The sequence below is a fragment of the Rhizobium rhizoryzae genome, assembly GCF_011046895.1.
Classification (GTDB): domain Bacteria; phylum Pseudomonadota; class Alphaproteobacteria; order Rhizobiales; family Rhizobiaceae; genus Neorhizobium; species Neorhizobium rhizoryzae.
On record NZ_CP049250.1, the window covers coordinates 409074 to 435473 of the forward strand.

Here is a 26400-nt window from a genome sequence, read left to right on the forward strand (position 1 = left end):
CCCCGAACTTCGAAAGAGTTAGGCATGAGCAGCCAGATCATTCCCGTGGAACCCTTTGACTATGTCGTCTTTGGCGGCACCGGAGACCTTGCCGAGCGCAAGCTGCTTCCAGCGCTCTACCACCGCCAGATCGAGGGTCAGTTCACGGAACCCACCCGCATCATCGGCGCCTCGCGCAGTGCCCTGAGCGATGACGAATTCCGCAAGTTTGCAGATACGGCCCTCAAGGAACATCTGAAGCCCGGCGAATACGATGACGCGCAGGTGAAAACCTTCCTCGATCGACTGTTCTACGTGTCTGTCGATGCGAAGTCCGATGGCGGCTGGGACAAGCTGAAAAAGCTTCTGGACGATGGCAAGGATCGCGTTCGCGCCTTCTATCTTGCCGTATCTCCTGCCATTTTCGGTGCCATTTCGGAAAAGATCCGTGATCACAAGCTGATCACCAAATCGACCCGTATCGTCGTGGAAAAGCCGATTGGTCGCGATCTCGCTTCGGCGCTGGAGCTCAACGACACGATCGGCAAGGTGTTCAAGGAAGAGCAGATCTTCCGTATCGACCACTATCTCGGCAAGGAAACGGTTCAGAACCTGATGGCGCTGCGCTTTGCAAACGCGCTGTATGAGCCGCTCTGGAATGCGCAATACATCGATCACGTGCAGATCAGCGTGGCGGAATCGGTCGGCCTTGAAGGGCGCGCAGGCTATTACGATACGGCTGGCGCACTGCGCGACATGGTGCAGAACCATATCCTGCAGCTTCTCTGCCTTGTAGCAATGGAAGTGCCGTCCTCGCTGGATTCCGAAGCGGTTCGCGACGAAAAGCTCAAGGTTCTGCGTGCGCTGAAGCCGATCAACGACAGCAATGTCGAGCAGATGACGGTGCGCGGACAGTACCGCGCCGGCGCCTCTGCAGGCGGTCCGGTCAAGGGCTATCTCGAAGAGCTCGAAGGCGGCGTTTCCAACACGGAAACCTTCGTCGCGATCAAGGCCGAAATCAACAACTGGCGTTGGGCGGGCGTGCCGTTCTACATCCGGACCGGCAAGCGTCTGACCGGCCGCATGTCCGAGATCGTGATCACCTTCAAGCAGATCCCCCACAACATCTTTGAAAACGCTGCTGGCCGCATCACCGCAAACCAGCTCATCATCCGGCTGCAGCCAGATGAAGGGGTCAAGCAGTCGCTGATGATCAAGGATCCGGGCCCGGGTGGAATGCGTCTGCGCAACGTATCGCTCGACATGAGTTTTGCGGAAGCGTTCAACGTTCGCAATCCGGATGCCTATGAGCGGCTCCTGATGGATGTGATCCGTTCGAACCAGACGCTGTTCATGCGCCGCGACGAAGTGGAAGCTGCATGGCGCTGGGTGGATCCGATCCTCAAAGGTTGGGAAACAACCGGCCAGCTGGCGCAGGGTTACACCGCCGGAACATGGGGACCCAGCCAATCCATCGCTCTGATCGAGCGTGACGGCAGAACCTGGCACGAGGGATAATATCATGGCGGCACGTCTTCATTCCTTCGCAGACGCAGACGCGCTGGCCAGAAATCTGGCCACGGATATCGCGAAACACCTGAGCGATGCGATTTCTGCCCGTGGCAGCGCATCCATGGCGGTGTCTGGCGGATCAACACCGAAGCGGTTGTTTGAAGACCTGTCGGCGCATGATCTCGACTGGAGCCTCGTGACGATCACCCTCGTGGACGAACGATTCGTTCCGGCAGACAACCCGCGCTCCAACCATTTGCTGGTTGCAACACACCTGTTGAAGAACCGGGCTGCGGCTGCAAACTTCCAGCCACTCTACCAGAATGTCGCCTCCGCCCTGCAGGCGGCGGCAATTGCGACGGAGAAGACCGCCGATATCGGCAATCCGTTCGACGTCGTCATTCTCGGCATGGGAGCAGATGGACATACGGCGTCCTTCTTCCCGGGCGGCAATCATCTGGCGCGCGCAATCGATGCCGATGCGCCGCGTGGCGTGATGACGATGGAAGCGGAAGGCGCTGGCGAAGAGCGGTTGACCTTTACCTTTCCGAGCCTTGCCGATGCGCGCTTTCTGGTTCTGCACATCGAAGGCGATGCGAAGAAAGAGGTTCTGGAAAAGGCCGAGGCCGGAACGGACGTGTTCGAGATGCCGATCCGCGCCATGTTGAACCGCGCGCCATCGACCGTCGAGATTTACTGGGCGCCCTGAGCGAACCCGACGCTGCCTTTCAAGCAGCACGCAAACTACATAAGCACACATTGCGCCAGCATGGTCTCCCAACCGTGCTGTTGCATCTGAAGGAGGATTGAGCATGGCTGCCCATTCGAGCATTGAAGCAATCACCCGCCGTATCGTCGAGCGTTCCAAGCCGCATCGCGAAGCCTATCTCGACCGGGTCCAGCGCGCCATTTCCCGCGGCGTTCATCGCTCCACGCTGTCCTGCGGCAATCTTGCCCATGGCTTCGCTGTCTGTTCCCCCTCGGAAAAGACTGCTCTTGCAGGCGATGTCGTGCCGAACCTCGGCATCATCACCGCCTATAACGATATGCTGTCTGCCCATCAGCCCTATGAGATCTTTCCGCCGATCATTCGCGAGGCAGCGCGCGACGCCGGTGGCGTAGCACAGGTTGCCGGTGCGGTTCCCGCCATGTGCGATGGCGTGACACAAGGCCAGCCAGGCATGGAGCTTTCTCTCTTCTCCCGCGATGCGATTGCCATGGCAGCGGGTATCGGCCTGTCGCACAACATGTTCGATGCAGCCGTCTATCTCGGCATCTGCGACAAGATCGTGCCGGGTCTGGTGATTGCGGCGCTGACCTTCGGGCATCTGCCAGCCGTGTTCATTCCAGCGGGACCGATGACATCCGGTCTGCCCAACGATGAAAAGTCGCGCATTCGCCAGCTCTATGCCGAAGGCAAGGTCGGTCGCGCCGAACTGCTGGAAGCGGAATCCAAGTCCTACCATGGCCCCGGCACCTGCACCTTCTACGGAACGGCAAACTCCAACCAGATGCTGATGGAAATCATGGGCTTCCATATGCCGGGTGCTTCGTTCGTCAATCCCGGCACGCCATTGCGCGAAGCGCTCACGCGCGAGGCCGTCAAGCGCGCCCTTTCGATTACCGGTCTTGGCAATGAGTTCACCCCTGCAGGCGAGATGATCGACGAACGGTCCATCGTCAACGGTGTCGTTGGTCTGCATGCCACGGGTGGCTCGACGAACCACACCATGCATCTGGTCGCCATGGCGCGTGCGGCGGGGATCGTTCTGACCTGGCAGGATATTTCCGAGCTATCCGATACCGTGCCTCTGCTTGCCCGCGTCTACCCCAATGGTCTGGCAGACGTGAACCACTTCCATGCGGCTGGTGGCATGGGCTTCCTCATCAAGCAGCTTCTGAAGACCGGCCTGTTGCATGACGATGTGCGCACTGTGTTCGGCCAAGGGCTTGAAGCCTATACGGTCGAGGCAAGGCTGGACGAGAACGGCGCTGTCGTGCGCGAGCAAAGCCCCGAGGAAAGCGGCGATGCGAAGGTTCTGACGAAAATCGAAACACCGTTCCAGCCGACGGGCGGCCTGAAGATGCTGACCGGCAACCTCGGCAAGGGCGTGATCAAGATCTCTGCGGTAAAGCCCGAGCGCCATGTGATCGAGGCACCGGCCATCGTCTTCCACGATCAGCAGGAATTGCAGGACGCCTTCAAGAAGGGCGAATTGAACAAGGACTTCATTGCCGTCGTCCGTTTCCAGGGTCCGAAGGCCAACGGCATGCCGGAACTGCACCGCCTCACCCCGCCGCTCGGCGTGTTGCAAGACCGCGGTTTCAAGGTGGCGCTGGTGACCGATGGACGCATGTCCGGCGCATCGGGCAAGGTGCCCGCTGCCATCCACGTCACGCCGGAAGCGTCCGACGGCGGCCCGATTGCCCGCATTCAGACCGGCGACCTCATTCGGCTCGATGCCGTCAACGGCACGCTGGAAGTGCTGGTGGATGCGGCAGAGTTCGCAACGCGCGCCTTGGCAACCGCCAATCTGGATGACAACGAGTTCGGCATGGGCCGCGAACTCTTCGCCCCGTTCCGCCGCCATGTCGGCCCCGCCGACCAGGGTGCCAGCGTATTTTTCGGGTGACGATGACGCAGGGCGAAGCTATCCCTTCACCCGGCATTCAGAGCGAGTTTGAGACCGAGTGCCACGAAAGCTGCGGCGAAACTGCGCCGTAGCGCGCTCATGATGAACGGATTGCCTATGACGCGATCGCGGACCGACGCTGCGCATAATCCGTAAAGAATGAAGATCGCCAGCGTCATGGCCATGAAGACGAAGGACATTTGCAGCATTTCCTGGATCGCCGCTTCCTTTTTCCCACTGACGAATTGCGGCAAAAAAGCCAGAAAAAACAGCGAGAGTTTGGGGTTGAGAAGATTGGCCATCACCGCATGGGTGATTGTCTGCCGATCTGACCGACGAACCGGCTCGATGGTCACTGTCAGAGTTCCCTTTTCCCTCAGCATCATGACTGCCATGTAGAGCAGATAGGCCACACCGGCATACTGAATGCATGTAAATGCCAGAGCACTGCTGTGTAAAACCGCAGCTAACCCGCTAATTGCCGCAACGACATGCGGCACGATGCCAAGGGTGCAGCCAAATGCTGCAACGACAGCCGCCCTGCGTCCCTCGGTCAATGCGGCGGCCAGTGTGATGACGACGCCTGTGCCAGGTGTGGCGACGATGAATAACGACGTGAGGAAAAAATCCCAGCTCATAGTCCTACCTCCGTCTTCATCGGAGATATTATCGGTTGTCGTCGAATTGCACGTTTGCGCATGAACAGGCTCCCTTTTTCGAGCCTGTTATGGGATAGGCGATGCGGTCCGGTCTTGAACGAAATTGCAGTTCAGCGAGGCGGACAAACACATCCGCGACATTGGCAGAGCGGCAATCACGCCGAAGATCGTGCGTCCGATCTGTGAGCCTTTGCGTAGCTTGAGGGCGCGAAACCGAACGTTCTCAAGAACAAACGGCTCATATGGCTCTGATCGGCAAAGCCTGCTTCGAGCGCCACTTCTGCCAATGGGCGACCAGCCCGCATAAGCCGACGAGAAAGTTGCAGGCGCTTCTGCATGAGATATGCGTGCGGCGAAAGTCCGGTTGTCATGGTAAAAGCCCGCAGAACCTGAAACCGGCTTCCTCCAGTCAGGTGGGCCAAATCTTCCAGTGACAATGAAGAGGCGGGATCGTCGTTGATCCGCTGGAGCGCCCGCGTGATGTTCAATCGCCCCTTCACTTTCGGCACAGTCACCTCTGCCATATGCGGCAAGATGGACAACAAAAGTTCCTCCATGGGCATAGCCACGTCGAAAGTATGGGGGCTCGTGACCGCATCGAACAATGCCGCCGTCTTTTCCAGCAGACGGGGGTCACCTATCACTGGGCGCTGAAATTCGATCTGGCCTTGTAGGTGTTCACTTACATCGAGCCCAGCCGCCCAGACGAGGTGAGGATCAAGATAGACCATGCGCCAGGCACGTCCGCCACCGCCGATCGGCGAACCGTCATGCACTTCACCGGGGTTTACGGAGATGACATTCCCGGCTTGCGCCTCGACGGAGCCGACGCCGCTGGCCGACTGTTGAGCACCTCGGACGATATAGCCTAATCCAAACTGGTCGTGCGTGTGCTTTGGGAACGACCTATCGGAATCAGCTGCGACGGCATCGACGCCTTTGACTGCGCAGGAGTAAGCAAGGAACCGGCTCTTCATCATCATACTCCGCGAGGCGGCACGCGAGAAGGCAGCTCCTATCCGCGCTTACCAGCTTCGCACATCCAGCGTCTTGTCCTTATGCGCCGGATGGGTTGAAAAGATGAAGATGCGGTCGAGCTCCTTCTGCGTCAACAGGCGCAGGAAGCGGACTTCGGCAGAGTTGTTGGAATTCTGACGCATCAGCACGCAGCCGATTTTCATGATGCGTGCATCGGGGATATCCAGCACGAATTCACGCGGCAGATCCGTCTTGGTGAGGAATGTCAGGGTCGCGCCGCTCATCGAAATCCGCACCACGTCGCAACGGCGGGCAGCCATGTGCATGACATGCTTTTCGGTATACTCGATGCGGCCCGCATTCATGGTATCTTCCATCTTGAACCGGCTTTCGCGGTCGTACATGAAAGATTCTTCGCGCTTCAGATAGTTCTTCTGGCTCGTTGTCATGGCAGCCCCGGCATTTCACTGCATTCAATGCGAAAAGCCTAGCCTCGAGAGCTTAACAGACGGTTTGGTTGGCACACAGTTGCTCTTTATCAGCACATTCCTGACAACCAGAATGCCAACAGCCTTAACTCATCGTCTATAGGTTTGGCCTGCAGCGTCGAAAAGATGCATCTTTTGCGAATCCGCTGCGAAACGCAGTGACTGGCCCCGCTCTACCTTGTGGATGCCCGGCAGCTTGGCGATGATCGGCTCCTCATCCGTCAGGCCTTCGATGTAGAGAAGCGTGACTTCGCCGAGGGCTTCGACGATGGAAACCTTGCCTTCGAACAGATAGTCCTCGCCCGTCGTAACGGTCAGATCTTCCGGGCGAATACCGAAGCTTGCCGCCTTTCCGCGCTCGGACGCATCGGTCGCAACGGGCACAAGAACCGATTTGCCGCCCTTGAGATCGACCCGCGTCTGTTGCCCGGTCTCGGTGACAGTCGCCGGAATGACGTTCATGGCGGGAGAACCGATGAAGCGGGCAACAAAGAGGTTCTGCGGGCGTTCGTAAAGCTCCAGCGGTGCACCGACCTGCTCGATATGTCCGGCGGAGAGAACGACGATACGATCGGCCAGTGTCATGGCCTCCACCTGATCATGGGTGACGTAGATCATGGTCGTATCGGCCATCTGCTCTTTCAGCTTGGCAATTTCAATACGGGTCGCAACGCGCAACGCCGCATCCAGGTTCGACAAAGGCTCATCGAACAGGAAGACCTTGGGATTGCGGCAGATGGCGCGACCGATGGCAACGCGCTGGCGCTGGCCGCCCGAAAGCGCCTTGGGCAGACGCTCCAGATATTGCGTGAGCTGGAGGATATCCGCCGCGGAGCGAACGCGGCGATCGATCTCCTGCCTGTTTTCGCCCGCAATCCGCATGCCGAAGGCCATGTTGTCGTAGACGGTCATGTGCGGATAGAGCGCGTAGGACTGGAACACCATGGCGATGCCGCGCCGCGAGGGCGGCACATCATTGACGCGGTTTCCATCGATGTACATGTCGCCGCTGGTGATTTCCTCCAGCCCGGCAATCATGCGCAGCAGGGTGGACTTGCCGCAGCCGGACGGACCGACGAACACGACGAATTCGCCCTCGGCGATATCCAGATCGATTCCGTGCAGAACCTTGACCTGCCCATAGGCCTTGCGAATATCCTTCAGCACCAATCCCGTCATGTCTCTCCCCTTTTGTCCGTCGCTTAGCCGCCGATAGGCGTCGCGATGCTTATTCTCAAGACGCTCCGGGGGAGAAAGGATCGCCCCCGGAGTTTTCCATCAGGCATGCCTTGCGAAGCTGGCACCCCAAGCTGGCAGCGTCACGCTGCGCTCTGTGACTTCGCAGGCAAAGCCGTGGCCTTCCAGCAGGCTCCAATCGCCGGACGGCAGCTCCGTCGTACTTTCGTCCCCGCTCATGTTGAAGAGGCACAGCACCACTTCGTTTCCAAGCTTGCGGACGTAACGCAGGACAGCCCCATCCACTGGTAAGAACTCGATGTCACCCTTGGCGAACGCCGGATGCTGTTTACGGAAGGCGAGGAAGCGACGGTAATGCTCCATCACCGAGTTCTCATCGCCCTGCTGCACATTGACCGCCCGCAACTGGTGCTCGACCGGGATCGGTAGCCAGGTCTTTTCAGCGCCGGAGAAGCCCGCATGCGTTGCATGGTCATCCCATACCATGGGCGTGCGGCAGCCATCGCGGCCCTTGAATTCGGGCCAGAACTGAATGCCATAGGGGTCCTGAAGATCGGCGAAAGCAATATCTGCCTCGGTCAGTCCCAGTTCCTCGCCCTGATAGATGCAGACGGAACCGCGCTGGGTCAGCAGGATCGAGGCCAGCAGTTTCGCAAAGCCTTCACGATCGATGACATCCGAACCCCAGCGGGAGACATGGCGCACCACATCGTGGTTGGAGAAGGCCCAGCAGGCCCAGCCTTCCGGTGCCGCTGCGGCAAAGGCATGCTGCACTTCCACCACGCGCTCCGGGGTCAGCGGGTCGGGTGCCAGGAATTCGAAGGCATAGCACATCTGCATCTTGTCGCCGCCGGAGGTGTACTCCCCGACGATCTCAAGACCACGCTGGCTGTCGCCGACTTCGCCCACTGCAGCAATGGCAGGGAACTCGTTCAGGACGGCGCGGAAGCGCTTGAGGAACTCGATGTTTTCCGGGCGGTTCTTGTCGTAGATATGCTCCTGGAAGTTATAGGGATTGACGGCAGGCGCGGTCGAGGCATTGCGCCGCTCCGGTGCAAGCGACGGGTTGCTGCGCAGTTCCTTGTCGTGGAAATAGAAGTTGATCGTATCGAGGCGAAAGCCATCGACGCCGCGCTTCAGCCAGAAGCGAACCACCTCCAGCAGCGCATCCTGCACTTCCGGATTGTGCAGGTTGAGATCCGGCTGGGAGGTCAGGAAGTTATGCAGATAATACTGCATGCGGGTGGGGTCCCAGGCCCAAGCCGACCCACCAAAAATCGACAGCCAGTTATTGGGCGGCGTGCCATCCGGCTTTGCGTCGGCCCAAACATACCAGTCAGACTTGGGATTGACGCGGTTGGAACGGCTCTCGATAAACCAGGCGTGCTGATCCGAACTGTGCGAGATGACGAGATCGATCATCACCTTGATCTTCAGGCGATGCGCTTCTGATATCAGCGAATCGAAGTCGGAGAGCGTGCCGAACATCGGATCGACGTCGACATAGTTGGAAACGTCGTAGCCGAAATCCTTCATCGGTGACGGGAAGAAGGGCGAAATCCAGATGGCATCCGCGCCGAGCGCCGCGATGTGCGGCAGGCGTGCGGTGATGCCCTTCAGATCGCCGACGCCATCGCCGTTCGAATCCTGATAGGAGCGTGGATAGATCTGGTAGATGACCGCGCCGCGCCACCAGTCGGCGTCCGGCGCTTCGGTCGTCTGAGGATAAACAGTCATGCAGATTGAACCTTGAATGGAGAGATACTCAGCCGCCCTTGACCGAACCGGCAAGGAGACCGCGTACCAGATAGCGTTGAAGCCCGAAGAAGACGGCCAGCGGCACCAGAATGGTGACGAAAGCCGAAGCTGTCAGGATTTCCCAGTTCCCGCCGCGTGATCCCAGAAGTGCGTTCAGACTTCCAGTCAAGACGAGTTGATCACGGCCCGTGCCGAGGAAGACGATGGCGACAAGAAGATCGTTCCACACCCAGAGGAACTGGAAGATCGAGAAGGACGCCAAGGCCGGGAAGGAGAGCGGCAGAACAATCTTCAGGAAGATCTCGAAATCAGAGGCGCCATCGACACGTGCGCTTTCGATGATCTCCTTGGGAAGACCGGCGATGTAGTTGCGAAGCAGATAGATGGCGAGCGGCATGCCGAAGGCAGTATGGGCCAGCCAGATGCCTGCGTAAGTCTTGGATGACGTTCCAAGAAAATTGCCGACTTCGTTATAGAGCCTCAAGAGCGGGATCAGCGACATTTGCAGCGGCACGACAATGAGACCGACAACCAGCGCAATGATCAGCGCGCGACCCGGAAAATGCATCCATGACAGCGCATAGGCGGCAAAGGCAGCGATTAGTATGGGGATGATGGTCGCCGGGATCGTTACCGTCAGCGAATTGATGAAGGCCTGCCCGATGCCTTCCGAGAAAAGAACCGTTCGATAGTTATCGAGCGTAAACACCGGCGGCGTCGTGACCGTCAGGTAGATGCGCTTGCCACGCGAGCCTTCGAACGGCGCGTTCCTGGAATAGACATAAGCGCCATCCTCCTGCACGGTCAGCGACTCGCCCTCACCCAGATCGGCAGGCTTGCCCGCCGGAAAAGCAGCCGGTTCCTGAACGCGGATACCAAAGGCTTTGACGGTTCCGCTTTGCCCGTTTTCGAACACGGAACCACGGATCACATAGTTCGCACCTTCCTGCTTGGCGGTGGAAGGATCACCCAGCCGACCGGCGCTGGTTTGCGAGGAGCTGCCGAACGCCGTCCACCAGCCGGATGTGGTAATCTGGCCCTTGTCCCGAACGGAGGTAACCAGAATGCCGAGCGTCGGTATCAGCCACAGGATGACGATGAACAGCACGGAAAGGTGAACGATGAGGCGTGGGAGACCGACGCGCTTCAGACGGGTGGTGAGGCTCGTCATATCAATGTCCTCCTGCGTCGCGGTTGGCCTGACGGATGTTCCAGATCATGATCGGCGTGACGGCTGCCATGATGATGAGCGCGATGACGGCGCTTCGTCCGCTATCGCCGCCGCCGCGGAACATCCAGTCGAACATCAGGTTTGCCAGAACCATGGTGTCCCACTGGCCGTTGGTCATGGTCAGCACAATGTCGAAGACCTTGAGAACGAGAATGGTGATCGTGGTCCAGACGACGGCGATCGTTCCCCAGATCTGTGGGACCATGATCTTCCAGAAGATCTGCCAGCCGTTCGCGCCGTCGATGACAGCGGCCTCGATGGTTTCTTCGGGTATGCCACGCAGCGCTGCCGACAGGATGACCATGGCAAAGCCGGTCTGGATCCAGATCAGGATGATCATCAGGAAGAAGTTGTTCCAGAAGGGCATCGAGATCCACACCTGCGGGTCGCCACCGAACCAGGTGACGATGGCATTCAGCAGGCCGATCTGCGTGTCGTTGCCACCGCGATATTCATAGATGAACTTCCAGATGACAGATGCGCCGACAAAGGAGATGGCCATTGGCATGAAGACGATGCTTTTGGCGATGTTGCCCCACCAGATGCGATCCGTCAGAACTGCGATCACGAGGCCAAAGAAGGTGCAGGCTGCTGGAACGACGGCGAGCCACAGAATGTTGTTGAAGATGGACTGACGAAAACCTGAATCGAAGAAGGCCCACCGATAGTTGGCAAGACCGACATATTCCACGCCCGCCCTGTCATAGAAGGACAGGATGAACGTCGCGACCACCGGATAGACCAGATAGATGCCGAGCAACAAAAGGGCTGGACCAAGGAAGAGCCAGGGACGCACGACGGCACGGCGGTTGAGGTTGCGGGAAGCAAGGGTGACGTTTCCCACCGGCACCGGGAAGATGGCATTCAGGATCTTGTCGGACATCCAGTAGTATAGCGCGCAGATGAACACGCCAACGACCATCACACCGATGGCCGACACAATTTGCGAAACCATGTCCCCTCCTCACAAGCCCGCTTCGGGCCGTTTCTTGTCCGGCTGATCATGCCGGCTTCTTGGGCAAGGCGCCGCGTGAGCCTCAAGCTTCAAACCTCAAGATTCAAGCGGCGTCTCATCCGGGCGCAGCAATTCCCGTCGAATTGCTGCGGAGACCTCCTGTACCGCCGGACGAGAGACGCCCGGCGGCCCATACATCGCGAACTTACTTCAGGCCGTCCCAGGCCTTCTGGATCTCATCACCAACCTGCTTGGCAGATTTGCCGCCGACATAATCCACCATGCCGGTCCAGAATGCGCCAGCGCCGATCTTGCCGGGCATCAGGTCGGACCCGTCGAAGCGGAAGGTGGTGGCGGTGGAGAGAATTTCGCCCTGCTTCTTCAGGGCATCATTGGCATAGGTGTTCGTATTCACGCCCTTGTATGGCGTCAGGAAGCCGGACTGCGCCATCCAGACCTCATGCGCGATCGGCGTCTTGAGGAACTCCACGAAGGCGCGGGCGGCAGGCGAATCCTTCGTGATGGTCACGAGCGTACCAGCACCAAGAGCAGGCGTTCCGAGTTCCGGCTTTGAAGCGAATGTCGGCATATAGAAGAAGTCTGCATCCGTGCCGAGCTTCGTGCCTTCCGGGAAGAATGTCGGAATGAACGAGGCCTGATGGTGCAGGTAGCACTTGGGCGGAATGCCGAAGAGACCCTTCGGGCTATCGCGGAAATCCGTCGAGGCGACAGCGGCAACGCCACCGTTCACATATTTCTCGTTCTTGGCGAATTTGCCGAATTCCTCAATGACGCTGACGACCTTCGGATCGTTGAACTTGACTTCGTTGCTGACCCACTTGTCGTAGGTTTCCGGCGTGTTCATACGCAGCATGAGGTCTTCGACCCAGTCAGTTGCCGGCCAGCCGGTCGCACCGCCTGAACCCAGACCGATGCACCAGGGCGTGCCGCCATCCTTCACGATCTTGTCGGAAAGCGCGACCAGTTCTTCCATGGTCTTCGGCACCTTGTAACCGGCTTCCTCAAAGTTTTCCGGAACATACCAGACAAGCGACTTCAGATCCGCCTTGTAAGGGAAGGCAAAGAATCCATCCTTGCCATCCTTGCCCTTATAGGTGCCAAGCTGCACCCAGGACTTGCCCGCGCCATAATTGGTTTCCACCCATTTGCCGGTCTCGGCACCCAGATTGACGAGGAAGCCCTTGGAGGCCAGATCCTGCAGGAGGCCGGGCTGCGGCAGGATGGCGATGTTCGGCGGCGAACCGGCCTGCGTATCGATAACGATCTGCTGCTCGTAGTTTTCGGACGAGGAATACTGAACATTCGCGCCGGTCGCATCGTTGAAGTAAGCCAGAACGCTGCGGAAAAGCTTCTCGTCATCGCCACGCCATGGCCCGAAAATCGTCAGGCTCTGGCCCTTGAGATTGGCGTTGGCTTTCTTGAAGTCCTCGTAGCTCTTCCAGTTGAACTTCGCATCCTGACCCGGTGCGAATTTGAGATCGGCAGCGGATGCTGAAGCCACGCCAAGGCACAAGGCTGCGACGCCAGCCAGCAAGAAATGTTTCATAAATCGTCCTCCCATCATGAACGGATCGGCCCAAAGGACCAAAATCTGAAGCGTCTCCAAAGCGCTTTGGAGACAAAGTACACATAGCATGTGGGGGAGAGTCAAGAGCGACATCACACCTCACACGAGCAAGCGGCTCAAAATAGAATAGGGCACACCGCCAAGAAGTCGAATTTGTTGGATTTTTTCCAAAATGCAAAATTTCGGCTTCCGAAGCGCTTTGAACGAGGGTAATACGGTCATTCTCAGCAGCCCGAAGGGAGTAAAGGGTTGTGAATCTCAAGGAATTGTCCAATCTCCTGGGTCTGTCCCAGACGACCATAAGTCGCGCCTTGAACGGGTATCCGGAGGTGAACGAGGAGACGCGCGCCCGTGTTCTAAGGGCAGCAGAGGAAACGGGCTACCGGCCAAACCGGGTGGCCAGAAGGCTCGCCACGGGAAAAGTCGGGTCGCTCGGCATCGTCATGCCCATCACACCCGAACAACCGGTCGATATTCATTTTGCAGAGTTCCAGAGCGGACTTGCGGATGAATGTCTGAAGCACGACTTTCATTTCGTGATCATGCCAGCCGAGCGCGAGCAGGAAGAACAGGCCATCAGGGATCTGGTTTCTAGCGGCTCGATCGACGGCTACTACATTGCCTATATGCGGGAGCGGGATCCACGTATCGCCATGGCAAAGTCCCTGCCCCTGCCCTTTATCGTTCATGGCCGCTCTGCAAACCTTGCGGAAGACTATCCCTATCTCGACGTCGATAACGAAGCTGCGTTTTCCGAAGCTACGCAGCATCTGCTGGATCTTGGCCATCGACGGTTTGCCATGCTGAACGGCCCTGCCGATCTCGATTTCGCACAGCGACGGAGACTGGGAATAGAAAAGGCGCTGGGGTCTCGCGGACTGTCCCTCGATCCTGCTTTGGTCAGCAGCACGGTGATGACAGACGGCCACGGCTTCCAGCACATGGCCCGGTTTCTTGAACGCAAAGCCCCTCCGACTGCCGTCCTCTGCGCCAGTACGGTTCTGGCTCTTGGAGCCGTTCGGGCGATCCGGCAGGCAGGTCTCGAAGTCGGCGCCGACATCTCGCTCATCGCCCATGATGACGATCTGCATCTGCTGAGGCCGGAGCATTTCAGCACCCCGCTTTCCACCACGCGCTCATCGATCCGCGATGCGGGACGCCGGGTTGCCGAACGCCTGATTGCAGCCGTCAATGGCGAGGAGATCGATGCGCAGCAACGGGAACTCTGGCGCGCCGAACTCATCCTGCGCGCCTCAACGGCGACGGCACCCGCCTGAAACGTCTCAGAATTTCGGGATTGGCCTGCCGACACAACGATAGGCCGCAATCACGGTGTTTGCCATCAACATGGCAATCGTCATCGGGCCAACGCCTCCTGGAACAGGGGTGATTGCGGACGCAACATCGGCACATTCATCAAAGGCCACATCACCGACAAGACGGGTGCCGCCCTCCCCTTTCTCGGGCGCATCAATCCGATTGATGCCGACATCGATGACGGTTGCACCGGGCTTCACCCAATCCTTTCGGACCATTTGCGCGCGACCGACAGCAGCGACCAGGATATCGGCCTGACGGCAGACGGCAGGCAGATCCTTCGTGCGCGAATGAGCCATCGTGACGGTTGCATTGGCGGCGAGAAGCAATTGCCCCATCGGCTTTCCGAAGAGATTGGAGCGACCGATGACGACAGCGTTCAGACCGGAAAGATCCGCGCCGAGGCGGTCGCGCAGAAGCAGCATTGCACCGGCGGGTGTGCAGGAGATCAATCCGCTTGCGAGATCGCCCGTGGCAAGTTTGCCTGCGTTGACGATGTGAAGCCCATCCACATCCTTCTCCGGGCGAATGGACTGAATGACCGGCTCGGACTGAAGGTGGCCAGGCAGCGGCAGCTGAACCAGGATTCCATGGACGGACGGATCAGCATTCAGCTTCTCGACAAGCTGTTCCAACTCATCCTGCGTCGTCTCTTCCGGCAACGTGTATTGCATGGAGTTGAAGCCGCACTTCTTGGCCATGCGACTTTTGGCTCCGACATAGGCATGGCTTGCAGGATCATTACCGACAATGACCACGGCGAGCCCCGGCTGCAACCCCGCTTCATGATGAAGACTGCCAGCAGCCTCGCTGACCGCATCGGTAACCACTGCTGCGGATTTCTTGCCATCAATGATATCTGCCAAGGCATGCCCTCCTGCTCAGGCGCCGAACCACCGCCAGATATGTGATGCATCTGAAAGGTCGGGTGGTCGTACAGATCAGGCATCGGGCCGAATCTCGACAATTCACCACATCCATTCGCTGATGATCACCATCAGGGATCCGAAGTCCCTTCAAGCGCCTGCTTGTGTTGGACGAACTTCAGATGCCGGTGACTAGGCTCTCGGGCGTTGGAATGCAAGAGGGAGGCGCGGTACGGCGCTCAGGGCCGAACCATAAACCGATAGAGGACGAGGATCCGCGCTCAGCTCGCCATTGCGAAGCGGCTCTGCCGTTCGGCGGCTTCGTGCTGCGCCAATTCGCGCCGCAGGATCTCGAGCTCAGCCAGAAGCTGCTGAAGTTCAGCCTCGGTTGCCCCGTCCGCAGCCTCGGGGATTTCACTGGCCGGGCTGCGGCCCTGCATGATGGTGGCCAGAAGATAAGGTAGCGGCTCGCCGCTTGCTTCCGACATTCTGTTGGCGAGAACTAGCTCCGTCAGCCAGGCCAGGGAGCGATCGTCATTGGCTGCGACAGCTTCAAACTCCTCACTCTTGGCGCGGCGCTCGCTGCGGTCAGCATGATGGAAGGCGCGATCTTGCATCGGGTCGAGATCTGAACCGTAGTAATCCTCGAAATGAGGCAGGCGAACCGGATCCTGGCGGGTTTCCTGCGCATCCAGATCCAGGGCAACCTCCTCCAGTTCACGCAAGGTCTGCACACTGGGCTGCGACGCTCTGTAGGGCTGCAGCGAAACCGGGGGCTGCAGCAACGCAGCAGCCACTTCCGGCTGCGGCTCAACGGCATGGGTTTCATGGATGGTCCCGGCATCCGCGACCACCGGATACATTGCAGGAGAACCAATACCCTCCACCGAATGCGACGGGCGTCTTGATGGAAGGCATGCTCCACCGAGGCACAAGCCTGCAAGCGCGCCAAGGATCGCGTAGACCCAATGGGGCATCCCGATCACGGACGCATTGGCCGCTGTCGCCGTTGTGGTCAGCTCCGCCTTTATCGTTGAGGCTTGGCTTATGTTTGCTTCGCGGAGACGATCCAGATAGATCTTCCGCGCATTCTCGACATTCTTTTCAAGCTCAAGGCGTCGCGTAACGGGCTCTGGAACGCTTCGTTTCTGCAGCACCTCAAGCTTCGGCTTGACGCCATCCAGGTCCTTTGCAGCCCGCGCCTTCTGCCGGTTGAGATCCGCTACGACGCCGGCCAAGGCCTTGGCAACGGCTGCGCGCGCCTCGTCGGCGGCAGCCTTTGCCGCCAGGAAACGCGGGTGACGCGGCCCTAATTCGGCAGAAAGTTGATCCACGTTCATCTGGGCGGAAAGGTAACGCTGACGCAGGCTCTCCAGGCCGGTTTGGGCCAGTTCCTCGGGCAATGGCTGAGAAAGCACATCCGAGAACTTCATCTTCAAAAGAGTTTCTGCCTGCTTCGTCAGATCATCGATCTGCCCTTGGAGCCGCTCTACATCAGCGGCCAAGGCATCACGTTCAACCTCGATCTGGCGTTCAGCGCGCACGGCCTCATCTGTAACACCGGCATTATCGAGTGCGATCTGGGCCTGTTCGAGCGCTTTTCGAGCGATATCGATCTGAGAGCCACTTCCGGAAGACGAAGCTCCACCTTCAAGGGAAGCGAGTTGCATCGCCGCTGCATTGGCTGCATCGGCGGCAAATTGCGCGTCGGTCGAGGATGCCGAGACGAGAATGGCGCCGGGATAGCCCGCCGCGGAGACAAGCAGCATCTGCTCCAGGCGCTCACGTTGAGCCGCCTCGGAGCGACCGAGCGTCATTTCCCTGCCGGTCATCAATTCTCTGAGGAAGCCAATGCTTGTCTGGGACTGCTCACCCGTCTTACCCAACCGGTTCCAGTCGAGCTGCTTTGCAATGGCGGCCAGGGTTTCCTGCTGCGTCAGTCGCGCGCGCGCTGCTTCCGCAATTGCGTCCGTCGACTGCGGCAACGGCCTGAGCGAATAGACGGCTGACGCCTGATAGCTCTGCTGCAAATCAAGGGGGAGCACGCCTGGGATGAACGCACCAAGAGCTGCGCTTGACAGAAGGATGACAGCAGACAGCATTGATTTGCCGGCGCTCCTGCTGGATGCATCCGGTAATGCAGGCTCTGCAAGCCGCTCATTTTTCGTGCTGCCGATCGCCATCGTCGTATCAACCATGCCATTGGCGCGCATGGACGCGCCTGCCTTTGATTAAGACAAGCTAAATTTATTTGGCGAACAAATCGTTAACGAGGGGTCCTCTGCGAGGCTGGAACCGCCAGAAATGGCCGGGGCACTCGCAAAATAGGCAGGCGCAATCAGGGCCAGGCCATCATAGGCGCTTGCGAGCGCGGGCTCCATGACAATTTCGTCGCGTAGCGTCTCGCAATCCAGCAGGACCAGATGCGGACGAACACCGCCGATTTCGGCACGCAGCCGGTCTGTCTGATCCCCCGGACTGGCAGGCGAAAGATGCGTCGCATAGACCTGATGCCAGGGAACCTGCGCCCGAATATGATCCCGTGCTGCCGAGAGACGAACACGATCTCGCCCGGCAAGCACGATCCTGCGAGGCTCTGCCATGAAAGAGAGAAGGACAGGTACAAAATCCTGCGGCGGCATTGCCGTGCACAAGGATCGGCCGGTTACCACACGAATTATCCTCGCAACGCCCGGCGTCCCCGGCAAAAGGATCCGCTGCTGAAGGCGCTCGCGATAGGCAGGATTGACGGCGCTCTTGAGAAGTTGCGGCAGATTGACGAAGGAAACGGCCCGATAGCCGACCCGCACATCCGTCATGGCCTCCAGAAGCGAGAGATTTTCCAGCTTGCTGTGGAAGGAGAAATCGAGGCAGAAGCCGAGACTGGGTTTTCCGTCGCGAACGGATTTCAGGAAGGTCATGGCAGAACCCCGGTCTGCCGGCCAGCAGGCCTGCAACCCTTCGCCTCTGCGGTCGCAGGTCTATGTCTGACGGTCGGCTTGCCTGCTTCGGAAGAGAGCATCAATTCACTCGATTGGTTGCGTTCGTTTTTCCAGCTCTCCGCATAGCGGTGCGGTCGAGCGGATCCTGCTCATCTCCCTGTCCCGTTGCAACAGAACCTGAAGCGATAAGCAGACTGGGAGTAAGCCCGGCCGGATACGGTCAGTGACCGGATTTGGCGGGAGCTTCGAGTTTTACGCCTTCAACAATTTTCGTCGGCTGAACCTGCTTGCCTTGCGGACGCTCGCCATTGGTGCGGATGTCGTCCTTGGACAGGTAATCCAGCTGTTCGACCAGCACATCCAGAACATATTCGCCCTGGAAACGCTCATTCAGCTTTTCCTTGATGGCCTTTCGAAAACCGTCGAGATCGAAGGCCTTCGTATTTCCCAGATCAACCATCTTGTTGCCGACAAGCAGGGTGAACAGTTCGTCGGTCATCATCTCGGTCGTTGGAAGATGCACGCCCTTGATCTTTTCCTTGTCCATCAGGAAGGAGATCCGTGTGATGAAGTACCCCTGAACCGCGCCCTTGCTGAGCACAGGCACGTTGATGTTCTCCCCCTTCACCAGTTCCGACTTGTTGCGCAACTGCGTTGCCTCGTCGACGACAGGCTTCGGTTTCGACATCTGGACGGATCCGTAGACCGCGCCCAAGGTCACGGCGCAAACCCAGAGACCGGTGAGAAGGAGTTTGATCATCAGACTTCGCTGTAAAGGAATTGTTCTTGGGTATAGGTGCCATCGCCATCGGCATCGCGCGCGGCATTCTTGAGAATGTCGGCGACCGACCGCACGGCATGAAGATGCGCTTCAACCCGGCGAGCATTCAAGGCAAGCTTGTCTTTCAGAACATGCATTTGCTGCTTGTGGTTAAAGGCCAGTTCCTTGGGATCGGTCGTGCGAACCAGCATGGTCAATTCGTAAAGGCATCTGCTCTTGTGCGCATTCGAGACCTTGAGGTCGAACATCGCATCCTTGCCGATTCGCTCGTTCTCATTGTCGATGATCATCTCCAGGCGGCCCAGCACCGTCTTGATGCGATAATCGGTGGAAATGACATCCATGTTTTCTGCCCCAATGGTATTCATATTATGCCTCGCTGCGCTCTGACGGCGCCAGATCGAAGACCTTGCGTTCGAATTCGTCGATCATGCTGACTGCACGATTGCGGCTGTCCTTGTCGGTTGTTGCATTGGGCGTGGCTTCATTGCGCATGCGATCCAAGGATTGCCTGAACACCTGCTCCGCAATACCGATGCCGCCGCTCTTGGACATCTGATCGGCGATCTGCTCCGACATCATGCTCTGCCAGAATTCACCTGCAGACCCCTTGCCGTAGACCGCTTCGCTGTCTTTCGGCATCATCGTATTGACGAAGTTCTGAAGAATCGAAGCCTCGAACTTTCGATATTCTTCCGGCATTTCCGCAGACTTCTTGCTTTCGTGAGCAACATCGATACGGGTCTTGTGTCCAATGCCATCGAGCCCTTCCAGCGCGGCACCGAAGCCCTTCCCGGCTGCGGCAAGCTTCGTCGCACTGTAGGCGGCCCGGTTTGCGGTCAGCTTGGCCTGAGCCTCCTGAACGGCAGTCGGATCGGCCGCACGCAGCACATCCATCACAAGATCGGTTGGAGGAGAGATTGCCATCTCCACGTCCTTTCGTTGAACAAGCACCGCCGCCTGTCACATCCAGGCCATGCGGTCTTTGCATCAGTCGGAACGGAAGACACACGTGCACGCACAGATGCAGCGAACGCCTCCCGAATTCACGGACACCGGGTGATCGATCACGTGTCGGCCATCAATACGACCGCGCTGAGATCACGGAACAAGGAGCCCTCATGTCGTGTTGGAGGTGATTATGCTGAGTGAACCTTGCTGCAGGCTGGCGTTGTTCTGGCAAATCTGGGGCCAAGGCAAAAAATATTAGTTGTGCCTGATGGAATGCGCGCGCGGTGATTGGTCTATATGTAAGTATCTGTATTAAATGAATTTAATAACCAGACAATTCGAAGATTAACGAGGGAAAGAACAGGGATCAGGTGTGATCCTTGCCGGAACCGGTGAGCAGCGTCAGTTCCAGAAGTTCGTAAATGGCATTATCGTCGCGTTCCCGATCTTCGAGTTCACGCGCCTCCTTCATCTGCTCCTCAAGCCGGTCCCCTTTGGTTCGTTCGCGCAGAACCTTGCTTTCCAGAACCTGCTGCACACCGGCAAGCTGCTTGTCCTTGATCATCAAGCGACCATAGCGTTCCGAATAATTGCGGGAGAACTGCATATGCACCGGCTTGCCGGAACTGATCGCCTCCATGACGACCTCCATGGATTGCTCGACCTCGCGGCGCTGCTCGGTATTGGCGGCAAGCTCTCCCTCCGCCATCCGCTCCAGCTGCCGCTGGACGTTGACGAGCCGCTTCAACTTCTTCGAACGTGGTTCCTGGCCAGCCATGGCACCCTCAGAATGCGTTGAACATCACATCGAAGCCTTCGGCGAACTGCCGGGTCAAGGCGCCGATGGCCAGATAGAGCATGAACATGCCGCCTGCGATCAGGAACGGCGTTGATATGAAGAAGACAGGGATCTGCGGCGCAAGCTTGTTGACCAGACCGACAGCCACGTTGAACAAAAGACCATAAATCAAGAATGGGCTGGCGAGGCGCAGCATGATTGACGTCGAGGCGCGCAGGGTGTCCGTCAGCGTAATCAGCATCTTCTGGGGTTCGATCAGGGCGCCGAGCGGGGTCGTGTCATAGGAATCGACCAGTGCCCGGAAGACGACGTGATGGAAATCCATCATGAAAAGCAGAAGAAGTCCGCTGAACGTGAGGAAGCTGGTGACACTGGTTTCGGACGTGTCTTCGAGAATGTCATGCCCGGCAGGTGCCGTGAAGCCGATCGAGCTTGTCAGCACGGCCCCGGCAAATTGCAGTCCGAGAACATAGAGCCTGGCAATCATGCCGTACATGATGCCTATGAACAGCTCCGAGAAGATCAAACCCATATAGGCTGCAGTCGGTGCTGTCGTGCGACTGTAAATGGTGGGCCAGAGGACAGGCAGGACCGCGAGCGTGATGGCAATCGTTACGATCAGCCGAACGTTCACGGGAATGCGTGCACTGGAAAAACCCGGCAGGACCATGAAGCAGCCGCCAATCCGGCAGAAAGCCAGAAAGAAGGCGAGCATTGAGCCCTGCGGGTCGGTTATCATCCAATCGAGCCTAGAATCTTGATTTCGAGTCCCTTTGCCAGTTCCACGTGGGAAAGTACAGGCAGGGTGGCGAACAATCGTTCGACGATCATGCGCACATAGGAGCGTGTTTCGGGCGATGTGACAAGCACGAATGGCAGACCACGGTCCATGAATTCACGAATGACACGGCTTGCCTGCTCACTGAATTCCTCCAGCTGTCGGGGATCGATATCGAATTCGATGACATCACCCTTGGCATCCCGCTTCAAGGCCTGGTGGAACAGCAGATCCCACTTGCTTCCGAGACGCAGAACACGAAGCACGCCGTTGTCGGCCAGATCGCCGCAAAGCTGCTGCGACATCCGCACTCGCACATGTTCCACGATCTGTTCGGTCTTGCGCACATGGGGAGCAAGCTCGGCAACCGCTTCCAGAATGAGATGCAGGTTGCGGATGGAAACGCGCTCCGCGAGAAGAAGCTTGAGGACCGCCTGCAAGCCGGAATAGGACATGTGCGAGGAGCAGATTTCGTCTGCCAGTTTCTTGTATTCGGGATCCATTCGATCAATCAGGATCTTCAGATCCTTATAGGACAGAAGCTGCGGCAGATTGTTGCGAATGACTTCGCTCATATGCGTCAGCACGACCGAGACGTTGTCGATCGGGTGGAAGCCTTCACGCTTCAGGTCTTCCGCAAAGGTTTCGAGAATGGACATGGCCGGCATGCCAAAGGCCGGTTCGCGAATCTCATCCCCCGGGATGCTGGGCTTGCGACCGGAGCCGGTCACGACGAGAACATCGCCGACGCGCAGCATGTTGGATGCGACCGTCGTGCCATGGATGCGGATCTGATAGGATTTCTCAGGGATGGCGATGTCGTCGGTGACCTTGATCTCAGGCACGACGAAGCCGTACTGGGTCGCGAACTTCTTTCGCATCTTGCCGACGCGGAACGCCAGCTCCTGATGCGCGCCCAGAAGACGTGTCGAGACCTGCTTGCCCAGAGCCAGCTCGATCTCGGATGTCTTCAGCATCGACTTCACGGAATCCTTGTCGGCTTCCTTCGTCTGCACTGCCATCTTTTCTTCGGCATCGCGGCGCTGCTTGCTTTCGGCTTCCAGCCGGCGCGGAACCATCCAGGCACCAAAGGCCATAACGCCACCAAGCGCAATGAAGGGCACGAAGGGAAGCCCAGGAACGAGTGCGAGCGTCGCCATCAAGCCGGCAGACATTGAAAGCGCGCGCGGGTAGCCGCCCAGCTGATCAATGACGGCCTTGTCGGCGGTGCCGGAGCTGCCGCCGCGGGTGACGAGCAAGCCGGCTGCCAGAGACACGATGAGGGCCGGAACCTGCGAAACGATACCGTCGCCCACGGAGAGCTTGACGAAAACATCTGCCGCCTGGCCGATTTCCATGCTGTGACGGAAGTAGCCGATGATGATGCCGCCGAAGATATTGATGCCCGTGATCAGGAGACCCGCGATGGCGTCACCGCGGACGAACTTCGACGCACCGTCCATGGCACCGAAGAACATGCTTTCTTCTTCGAGTTCGCGGCGGCGGCGCTGCGCTTCCTTTTCATCGATGATACCGGCCGAAAGGTCGGCATCGATCGACATCTGCTTGCCGGGGATGGCATCGAGGGTGAAGCGGGCACCGACTTCCGCGATACGCGTCGCACCCTTGGTGATGACGATGAAGTTCACCGTGATGAGAATACAGAAGACGATCACCCCGATCATGAAGTCGCCGGACATGACGAGAGACGCAAAGCCCGCGATCACGCCACCGGCAGCATCATGCCCCTCGTGACCATGAGACAGGATCGTTCGGGTCGTCGCGATGTTCAGCGACAGACGGATCATTGTCGAGATCAGGAGAATCGTCGGGAATGATGAGAAATCCAGCGGTCGCTGGATCCACAACGCGACCATCAGGATGAGGACGGAAAAGGCGATTGAGAAAGCCAGACCGATATCAATCAGGAAGGTCGGGATAGGCAGGAAGAGTACGCACAGGATTGCGATAATGCCTGTGGCGAAACCAATATCGCGGCCGCTGGGATTAACCTTCGGAATTGCTAATGCAGGTGGTTGTGCCATCGCTTCTTTCCATCTCCTCATGAGAAGGCGGTGCGCAGAGCGCACCTCGTCATGGCAAGATTAGGCGCTGAAGCTTGCGCGAGGATGGCAGGATTGTTCAGGGCGTCAGAAGCCGGACTGGACCCGGGAGAAAACGAGCTCCGCGAACAGGTTGATCTGCGATCCGATGAAGGGAGCAGCAAGACCGCAGCACAGAAGGATAGCGACGATCTTCGGCACGAATGTCAGGGTCATTTCCTGGATCTGTGTCAAGGCCTGGATAAAGGCGATGATGACACCGACCAGCATGCCCGCCAGAACTGCGGGACCGGCTGCGATCAACACAGTGCGCATTGCTGCCTGCATGATCTCCAGGGCATCGGCTTCATTCATGTCGCCACTCCATGGCCCCGAATCATTCAGGACCGTCCAAGCTCTCGCTTAGACCATCTCCGCGCAAAGGTGGAAACGCAAATTTGCGCGGATGGAATTCAAATGTGATGCCACGAACCTTTCGGGACGGCGGCCCAGCCGTTCAGCTGGAGCTGCCGTTGTTCGTGTTGGTATTTGTGTTCGTCGTGGTCTCGGTCGATGAACCGGTCGCGCTCGTCGTCGTTGTCGTCGGCTTTGGAATTTCGCGGTCAGACACCACGACGCCAGCCTGCAGCAGAACCTTGCCGCCGCCCTCCGTCACAGCCATCACGCCATCCGAGTAGACCTGAACTTCCTTGACCTTGCCGGTCACGGTGTCATCGGCACTCATGATGTATTTGCCGACAATGTCACCGGCGCGCGTCAGGGCTTCGGCCTGAAGCATGCTCTTCAGGTGGTTGTTCGTCTGGATGGTCTGTTCGACCTGCGAGAAGGAGGCGAGCTGAGAAATCTGCTCCGACGCGTCCATCGGCGAGGTCGGATCCTGGTTCTTCATCTGTGCGATGAGAAGCTTCAGGAAGCTGTCGTAATTGACGCTCGCCTTGTCCGTGTCCTTGGTCGAAGCTCCGGCATTGGCCCAAGGGTTCGACGCCGCGGTTGATTTTGAAACCGAATCTACCGCCATGGCGCGATTTCCCGGCGAATCTGCTCGACCGTAGCCGGCGTCATTTCCTGGTTGTTGAGGATACGATCCTCAATGGCGTAGAGGCCGCGGATAGCCTTCAAGGCATCGAAGGCACGGCCGCTGACAACCATTGCATCGATGCGCTTCAGTTCGGCCAGAACTTCGTCATCCTTGAAGCAGGCCAGCAGCATGGTGATCGACTTCCGGAACATGGCGAGCGATTGCTCCTTGCCTTCCGGATTGATCAGCATCATCTGCGCGATGAAATAGAGCTGACGCAGAGGGGTGGTGGCGTCTTCCAGCTGCAGAACATGGTTCTCCAGCAAGAATGTAACGTCGTTGAGAAACTCAAGGGCTACCTTGCGGTCAACGCGCAATACCGCGCCATTGATGAAGATTCGTTCGCCAGACTTCAGCGAAATGCGCAGCGTACTTTTCATTTAAGTCCATCCCTGATGATGGTGGTCACGTCGATGATGCCCTGGAAATTCTGCGATTGTCTCTGACGAATCCGCTCGCATTCCTTCAATATCCAGATGGCGATGGAGATGAGGTTGGCTCTCAGCTCGGCGTTCAACTCGTTCTCCGGCTGGCGCAGATCCTCGATGAAGCGGATCCAGACACGCCTGGTGAAAAACAAGGCCTCGATGGTGGCGCCGGAATACTCGGCAGTATCACGGGCCGCCTTCAGGAGTTCGATCGAGCGATCGAGCGCCTGACGTTCGCGGCTTTTGGCGTCCGCGACGTCGTCCTCCATGATCTCGGCATATGAAAACTGGTACATTCATGTATCCTTCATTTTCAGTCACTTCCTTCAATCATCAAAGGAAGTTTACGAGGCTCAATTGTTGTATTCTTGACGTCAAGGTATAGGACGCTTCCAGCAAAGCCTTCAGCGATGTTACGCGGGTGGATGCCTCATAGGCATCGACACCTTGCAGATCATTCAGATGAAGTTCGAAGATCTTCTTTTGAGATTCGAGAGACTCATTCGCGTTCTTCACGCGCTCACTGGAAATACCAAGGTTTGAGCGAGCGGCGGTGATCCCGGTTTCGGCCCGGCCGATGGCACCGCTGGCAACCTTTACCGCTGCCTGCCGCGAAGCTTCCGGGATGTCTGTCGTCAAGAATTCGTTGGAAACGACGGCGGCGAAGACGAAGCTGCGGAAACCGGACCCATTCGCGTTGGTGGATGTATCGACCACCTCATTGGCGCTGATGCGCGTCGTCATGTTCGTATCGTTTGCATTGGAAACGAACGTGGTCCAGAAATCCTGTCCGGCCTGGCCCGCGTGGGGCGGGTCGGTCAAGGTCGTGGTACCGCTGAACTTTGCTTCGAGATCCGTCAAGAAACTGTCCACCTGAGCTGCCGTCATGGCGCTCTTGGAAGGTATCCCGTTGGCACTTAAAAATTGGTTCAGTTCCGCATCGTAAGCCGCTTTAAATGGCGATCCGGCTTCCGTGAAGGATGTCAGCGGCTTGACGTCAGTGTTCGTGCCCGCGAACAGATATTCACCAGCAACCGACGAGTTCGCCGCGTCTGTGAACGAATCGAGCGCGGAGGTCAGCGTGCGTCGGGCATCGTCCAGCGTCGACGCGCTGGAGGTAAGCGAGGCGAGTGCGCCGCGAACCTTGTCGACCGATGTCGACATATTGTTGAGTGCCGCCTCGGAAGAGTCCAGACGCGTCACGGCGACCGAATTTGTTGTCAGCTGCGACTCGATCCGCATGACATCGCGCGTCAGATCAAGATTGCGTGCGGTCTGCGATCCGAGAGAGACACCCATGTCGGCGTGAACGCCGGTAGTGACCTCCTCGTTTGCCTTCATCAGTTCATTCTGGGCTTTCGCCATTGCCGTTCTAAGGCTGGTCTGAACTGAAATCGTCGAGCTGAATGAAGTCTTCAT

26 protein-coding genes are annotated in these 26400 nt (G+C 58.1%); 4 read left to right on the top strand and 22 right to left on the bottom strand.

Going from position 1 to position 26400, the window contains the following annotated elements; translation table 11 throughout:
• Positions 1-24: 24 nt before the first annotated feature.
• The 3 genes from zwf to edd all read left to right on the top strand — a co-directional run bounded on the left by zwf (position 25) and on the right by edd (position 4124).
• Positions 25-1497, top strand: a complete 1473-nt coding sequence (gene zwf, locus G6N80_RS08130) for a glucose-6-phosphate dehydrogenase (RefSeq protein WP_062555392.1) — start codon at positions 25-27, stop codon at positions 1495-1497.
• Between the two features lie 4 nt (positions 1498-1501).
• On the top strand, positions 1502-2200 hold the full coding sequence (pgl, locus tag G6N80_RS08135) for a 6-phosphogluconolactonase (protein ID WP_165132976.1): 699 nt from the start codon (positions 1502-1504) through the stop codon (positions 2198-2200).
• A 103-nt stretch (positions 2201-2303) separates the two neighbouring features.
• Positions 2304-4124: a phosphogluconate dehydratase gene (gene edd / locus G6N80_RS08140; protein WP_062555390.1), complete on the top strand. Its 1821-nt coding sequence runs from the start codon at positions 2304-2306 to the stop codon at positions 4122-4124.
• Between the two features lie 26 nt (positions 4125-4150).
• Here the strand turns inward: edd and G6N80_RS08145 are convergent, their stop codons facing one another.
• The 8 genes from G6N80_RS08145 to G6N80_RS08180 all read right to left on the bottom strand — a co-directional run bounded on the left by G6N80_RS08145 (position 4151) and on the right by G6N80_RS08180 (position 12957).
• Complete coding sequence (locus G6N80_RS08145; protein WP_062555389.1) at positions 4151-4762, bottom strand: LysE family translocator; 612 nt, start codon at positions 4760-4762, stop codon at positions 4151-4153.
• Between the two features lie 176 nt (positions 4763-4938).
• On the bottom strand, positions 4939-5760 hold the full coding sequence (locus tag G6N80_RS08150; RefSeq protein ID WP_343048863.1) for an AraC family transcriptional regulator: 822 nt from the start codon (positions 5758-5760) through the stop codon (positions 4939-4941).
• Positions 5761-5808: 48 nt separating this feature from the next.
• Positions 5809-6165, bottom strand: coding sequence for a hypothetical protein (locus G6N80_RS08155; RefSeq protein WP_062555498.1), 357 nt, complete (start codon positions 6163-6165; stop codon positions 5809-5811).
• Positions 6166-6339: 174 nt separating this feature from the next.
• Entirely contained in the window at positions 6340-7428 is a 1089-nt protein-coding gene (locus G6N80_RS08160) for an ABC transporter ATP-binding protein (protein ID WP_062555388.1), read from the bottom strand.
• A 99-nt stretch (positions 7429-7527) separates the two neighbouring features.
• On the bottom strand, positions 7528-9183 hold the full coding sequence (gene bglA / locus G6N80_RS08165; RefSeq protein ID WP_165132982.1) for a beta-galactosidase BglA: 1656 nt from the start codon (positions 9181-9183) through the stop codon (positions 7528-7530).
• 28 nt (positions 9184-9211) lie between these two features.
• A complete protein-coding gene (locus G6N80_RS08170) occupies positions 9212-10375 on the bottom strand; it encodes a carbohydrate ABC transporter permease (protein ID WP_062555386.1) in 1164 nt (387 codons plus the stop codon).
• 1 nt (position 10376) lies between these two features.
• A complete protein-coding gene (locus G6N80_RS08175) occupies positions 10377-11390 on the bottom strand; it encodes a carbohydrate ABC transporter permease (protein WP_062555385.1) in 1014 nt (337 codons plus the stop codon).
• 205 nt (positions 11391-11595) lie between these two features.
• On the bottom strand, positions 11596-12957 hold the full coding sequence (locus tag G6N80_RS08180; RefSeq protein ID WP_062555384.1) for an ABC transporter substrate-binding protein: 1362 nt from the start codon (positions 12955-12957) through the stop codon (positions 11596-11598).
• Positions 12958-13229: 272 nt separating this feature from the next.
• Between G6N80_RS08180 and G6N80_RS08185 the strand changes: the two genes are divergently transcribed.
• The gene (locus G6N80_RS08185) at positions 13230-14255 is read left to right on the top strand and encodes a LacI family DNA-binding transcriptional regulator (protein WP_165132985.1); all 1026 of its coding nucleotides are present in this window, start codon (positions 13230-13232) and stop codon (positions 14253-14255) included.
• A 6-nt stretch (positions 14256-14261) separates the two neighbouring features.
• Here G6N80_RS08185 and folD read toward each other — a convergent pair whose 3' ends face one another.
• The 14 genes from folD to G6N80_RS08255 all read right to left on the bottom strand — a co-directional run bounded on the left by folD (position 14262) and on the right by G6N80_RS08255 (position 26400).
• Positions 14262-15161 carry a bifunctional methylenetetrahydrofolate dehydrogenase/methenyltetrahydrofolate cyclohydrolase FolD gene (folD, locus tag G6N80_RS08190; protein WP_165132988.1) on the bottom strand — a complete coding sequence of 300 codons (900 nt, stop codon included), beginning with the start codon at positions 15159-15161 and terminating at the stop codon, positions 14262-14264.
• Positions 15162-15442: 281 nt separating this feature from the next.
• Complete coding sequence (locus G6N80_RS08195; protein ID WP_165132991.1) at positions 15443-17374, bottom strand: GumC domain-containing protein; 1932 nt, start codon at positions 17372-17374, stop codon at positions 15443-15445.
• Between the two features lie 18 nt (positions 17375-17392).
• Positions 17393-18082 carry a hypothetical protein gene (locus G6N80_RS08200; protein WP_156379230.1) on the bottom strand — a complete coding sequence of 230 codons (690 nt, stop codon included), beginning with the start codon at positions 18080-18082 and terminating at the stop codon, positions 17393-17395.
• Between the two features lie 241 nt (positions 18083-18323).
• Positions 18324-18863, bottom strand: coding sequence for a hypothetical protein (locus G6N80_RS08205; RefSeq protein ID WP_062555379.1), 540 nt, complete (start codon positions 18861-18863; stop codon positions 18324-18326).
• On the bottom strand, positions 18863-19228 hold the full coding sequence (locus tag G6N80_RS08210; protein WP_062555497.1) for a hypothetical protein: 366 nt from the start codon (positions 19226-19228) through the stop codon (positions 18863-18865). Before G6N80_RS08210 ends, G6N80_RS08205 begins: the two co-directional genes overlap by 1 nt.
• Before the next feature lie 25 nt (positions 19229-19253).
• Positions 19254-19811: a rod-binding protein gene (locus G6N80_RS08215; protein ID WP_165132994.1), complete on the bottom strand. Its 558-nt coding sequence runs from the start codon at positions 19809-19811 to the stop codon at positions 19254-19256.
• Between the two features lie 391 nt (positions 19812-20202).
• Positions 20203-20613, bottom strand: coding sequence for a hypothetical protein (locus tag G6N80_RS08220; protein ID WP_062555377.1), 411 nt, complete (start codon positions 20611-20613; stop codon positions 20203-20205).
• A 7-nt stretch (positions 20614-20620) separates the two neighbouring features.
• Positions 20621-21373: a flagellar biosynthetic protein FliR gene (gene fliR, locus G6N80_RS08225; protein WP_062555376.1), complete on the bottom strand. Its 753-nt coding sequence runs from the start codon at positions 21371-21373 to the stop codon at positions 20621-20623.
• A complete protein-coding gene (gene flhA / locus G6N80_RS08230) occupies positions 21370-23457 on the bottom strand; it encodes a flagellar biosynthesis protein FlhA (protein WP_062555375.1) in 2088 nt (695 codons plus the stop codon). Before flhA ends, fliR begins: the two co-directional genes overlap by 4 nt.
• 105 nt (positions 23458-23562) lie before the next feature.
• A complete protein-coding gene (fliQ, locus tag G6N80_RS08235; protein WP_062555374.1) occupies positions 23563-23829 on the bottom strand; it encodes a flagellar biosynthesis protein FliQ in 267 nt (88 codons plus the stop codon).
• Positions 23830-23971: 142 nt separating this feature from the next.
• On the bottom strand, positions 23972-24493 hold the full coding sequence (gene flgD, locus G6N80_RS08240; protein ID WP_062555373.1) for a flagellar hook assembly protein FlgD: 522 nt from the start codon (positions 24491-24493) through the stop codon (positions 23972-23974).
• Complete coding sequence (gene flbT, locus G6N80_RS08245) at positions 24484-24933, bottom strand: flagellar biosynthesis repressor FlbT (protein ID WP_062555372.1); 450 nt, start codon at positions 24931-24933, stop codon at positions 24484-24486. Before flbT ends, flgD begins: the two co-directional genes overlap by 10 nt.
• Positions 24930-25277, bottom strand: coding sequence for a flagellar biosynthesis regulator FlaF (gene flaF, locus G6N80_RS08250; RefSeq protein WP_062555371.1), 348 nt, complete (start codon positions 25275-25277; stop codon positions 24930-24932). Before flaF ends, flbT begins: the two co-directional genes overlap by 4 nt.
• Before the next feature lie 37 nt (positions 25278-25314).
• The gene (locus G6N80_RS08255) at positions 25315-26400 is read right to left on the bottom strand and encodes a flagellar hook-associated family protein (RefSeq protein WP_062555370.1); all 1086 of its coding nucleotides are present in this window, start codon (positions 26398-26400) and stop codon (positions 25315-25317) included.

Excerpts from the sequence above, each read along its gene's own strand:
- edd (WP_062555390.1), top strand. The coding sequence starts at position 2,304 with ATGGCTGCCCATTCGAGCATTGAAGCAATCACCCGCCGTATCGTCGAG.
- G6N80_RS08180 (WP_062555384.1), bottom strand. The coding sequence starts at position 12,957 with ATGAAACATTTCTTGCTGGCTGGCGTCGCAGCCTTGTGCCTTGGCGTG.
- G6N80_RS08195 (WP_165132991.1), bottom strand. The coding sequence starts at position 17,374 with ATGCGCGCCAATGGCATGGTTGATACGACGATGGCGATCGGCAGCACG.
- flgD (WP_062555373.1), bottom strand. The coding sequence starts at position 24,493 with ATGGCGGTAGATTCGGTTTCAAAATCAACCGCGGCGTCGAACCCTTGG.
- G6N80_RS08220 (WP_062555377.1), bottom strand. The coding sequence starts at position 20,613 with ATGGCTGGCCAGGAACCACGTTCGAAGAAGTTGAAGCGGCTCGTCAAC.
- pgl (WP_165132976.1), top strand. The coding sequence starts at position 1,502 with ATGGCGGCACGTCTTCATTCCTTCGCAGACGCAGACGCGCTGGCCAGA.
- G6N80_RS08160 (WP_062555388.1), bottom strand. The coding sequence starts at position 7,428 with ATGACGGGATTGGTGCTGAAGGATATTCGCAAGGCCTATGGGCAGGTC.
- G6N80_RS08210 (WP_062555497.1), bottom strand. The coding sequence starts at position 19,228 with ATGGATGTCATTTCCACCGATTATCGCATCAAGACGGTGCTGGGCCGC.
- G6N80_RS08150 (WP_343048863.1), bottom strand. The coding sequence starts at position 5,760 with ATGAAGAGCCGGTTCCTTGCTTACTCCTGCGCAGTCAAAGGCGTCGAT.
- flhA (WP_062555375.1), bottom strand. The coding sequence starts at position 23,457 with ATGGCACAACCACCTGCATTAGCAATTCCGAAGGTTAATCCCAGCGGC.
- G6N80_RS08170 (WP_062555386.1), bottom strand. The coding sequence starts at position 10,375 with ATGACGAGCCTCACCACCCGTCTGAAGCGCGTCGGTCTCCCACGCCTC.
- bglA (WP_165132982.1), bottom strand. The coding sequence starts at position 9,183 with ATGACTGTTTATCCTCAGACGACCGAAGCGCCGGACGCCGACTGGTGG.
- G6N80_RS08205 (WP_062555379.1), bottom strand. The coding sequence starts at position 18,863 with ATGATCAAACTCCTTCTCACCGGTCTCTGGGTTTGCGCCGTGACCTTG.
- zwf (WP_062555392.1), top strand. The coding sequence starts at position 25 with ATGAGCAGCCAGATCATTCCCGTGGAACCCTTTGACTATGTCGTCTTT.
- flbT (WP_062555372.1), bottom strand. The coding sequence starts at position 24,933 with ATGAAAAGTACGCTGCGCATTTCGCTGAAGTCTGGCGAACGAATCTTC.
- G6N80_RS08145 (WP_062555389.1), bottom strand. The coding sequence starts at position 4,762 with ATGAGCTGGGATTTTTTCCTCACGTCGTTATTCATCGTCGCCACACCT.
- G6N80_RS08255 (WP_062555370.1), bottom strand. The coding sequence starts at position 26,400 with ATGAAGACTTCATTCAGCTCGACGATTTCAGTTCAGACCAGCCTTAGA.
- G6N80_RS08175 (WP_062555385.1), bottom strand. The coding sequence starts at position 11,390 with ATGGTTTCGCAAATTGTGTCGGCCATCGGTGTGATGGTCGTTGGCGTG.
- flaF (WP_062555371.1), bottom strand. The coding sequence starts at position 25,277 with ATGTACCAGTTTTCATATGCCGAGATCATGGAGGACGACGTCGCGGAC.
- G6N80_RS08200 (WP_156379230.1), bottom strand. The coding sequence starts at position 18,082 with ATGACCTTCCTGAAATCCGTTCGCGACGGAAAACCCAGTCTCGGCTTC.
- G6N80_RS08215 (WP_165132994.1), bottom strand. The coding sequence starts at position 19,811 with ATGGCAATCTCTCCTCCAACCGATCTTGTGATGGATGTGCTGCGTGCG.
- fliQ (WP_062555374.1), bottom strand. The coding sequence starts at position 23,829 with ATGAATGAAGCCGATGCCCTGGAGATCATGCAGGCAGCAATGCGCACT.
- G6N80_RS08155 (WP_062555498.1), bottom strand. The coding sequence starts at position 6,165 with ATGTACGACCGCGAAAGCCGGTTCAAGATGGAAGATACCATGAATGCG.
- fliR (WP_062555376.1), bottom strand. The coding sequence starts at position 21,373 with ATGATAACCGACCCGCAGGGCTCAATGCTCGCCTTCTTTCTGGCTTTC.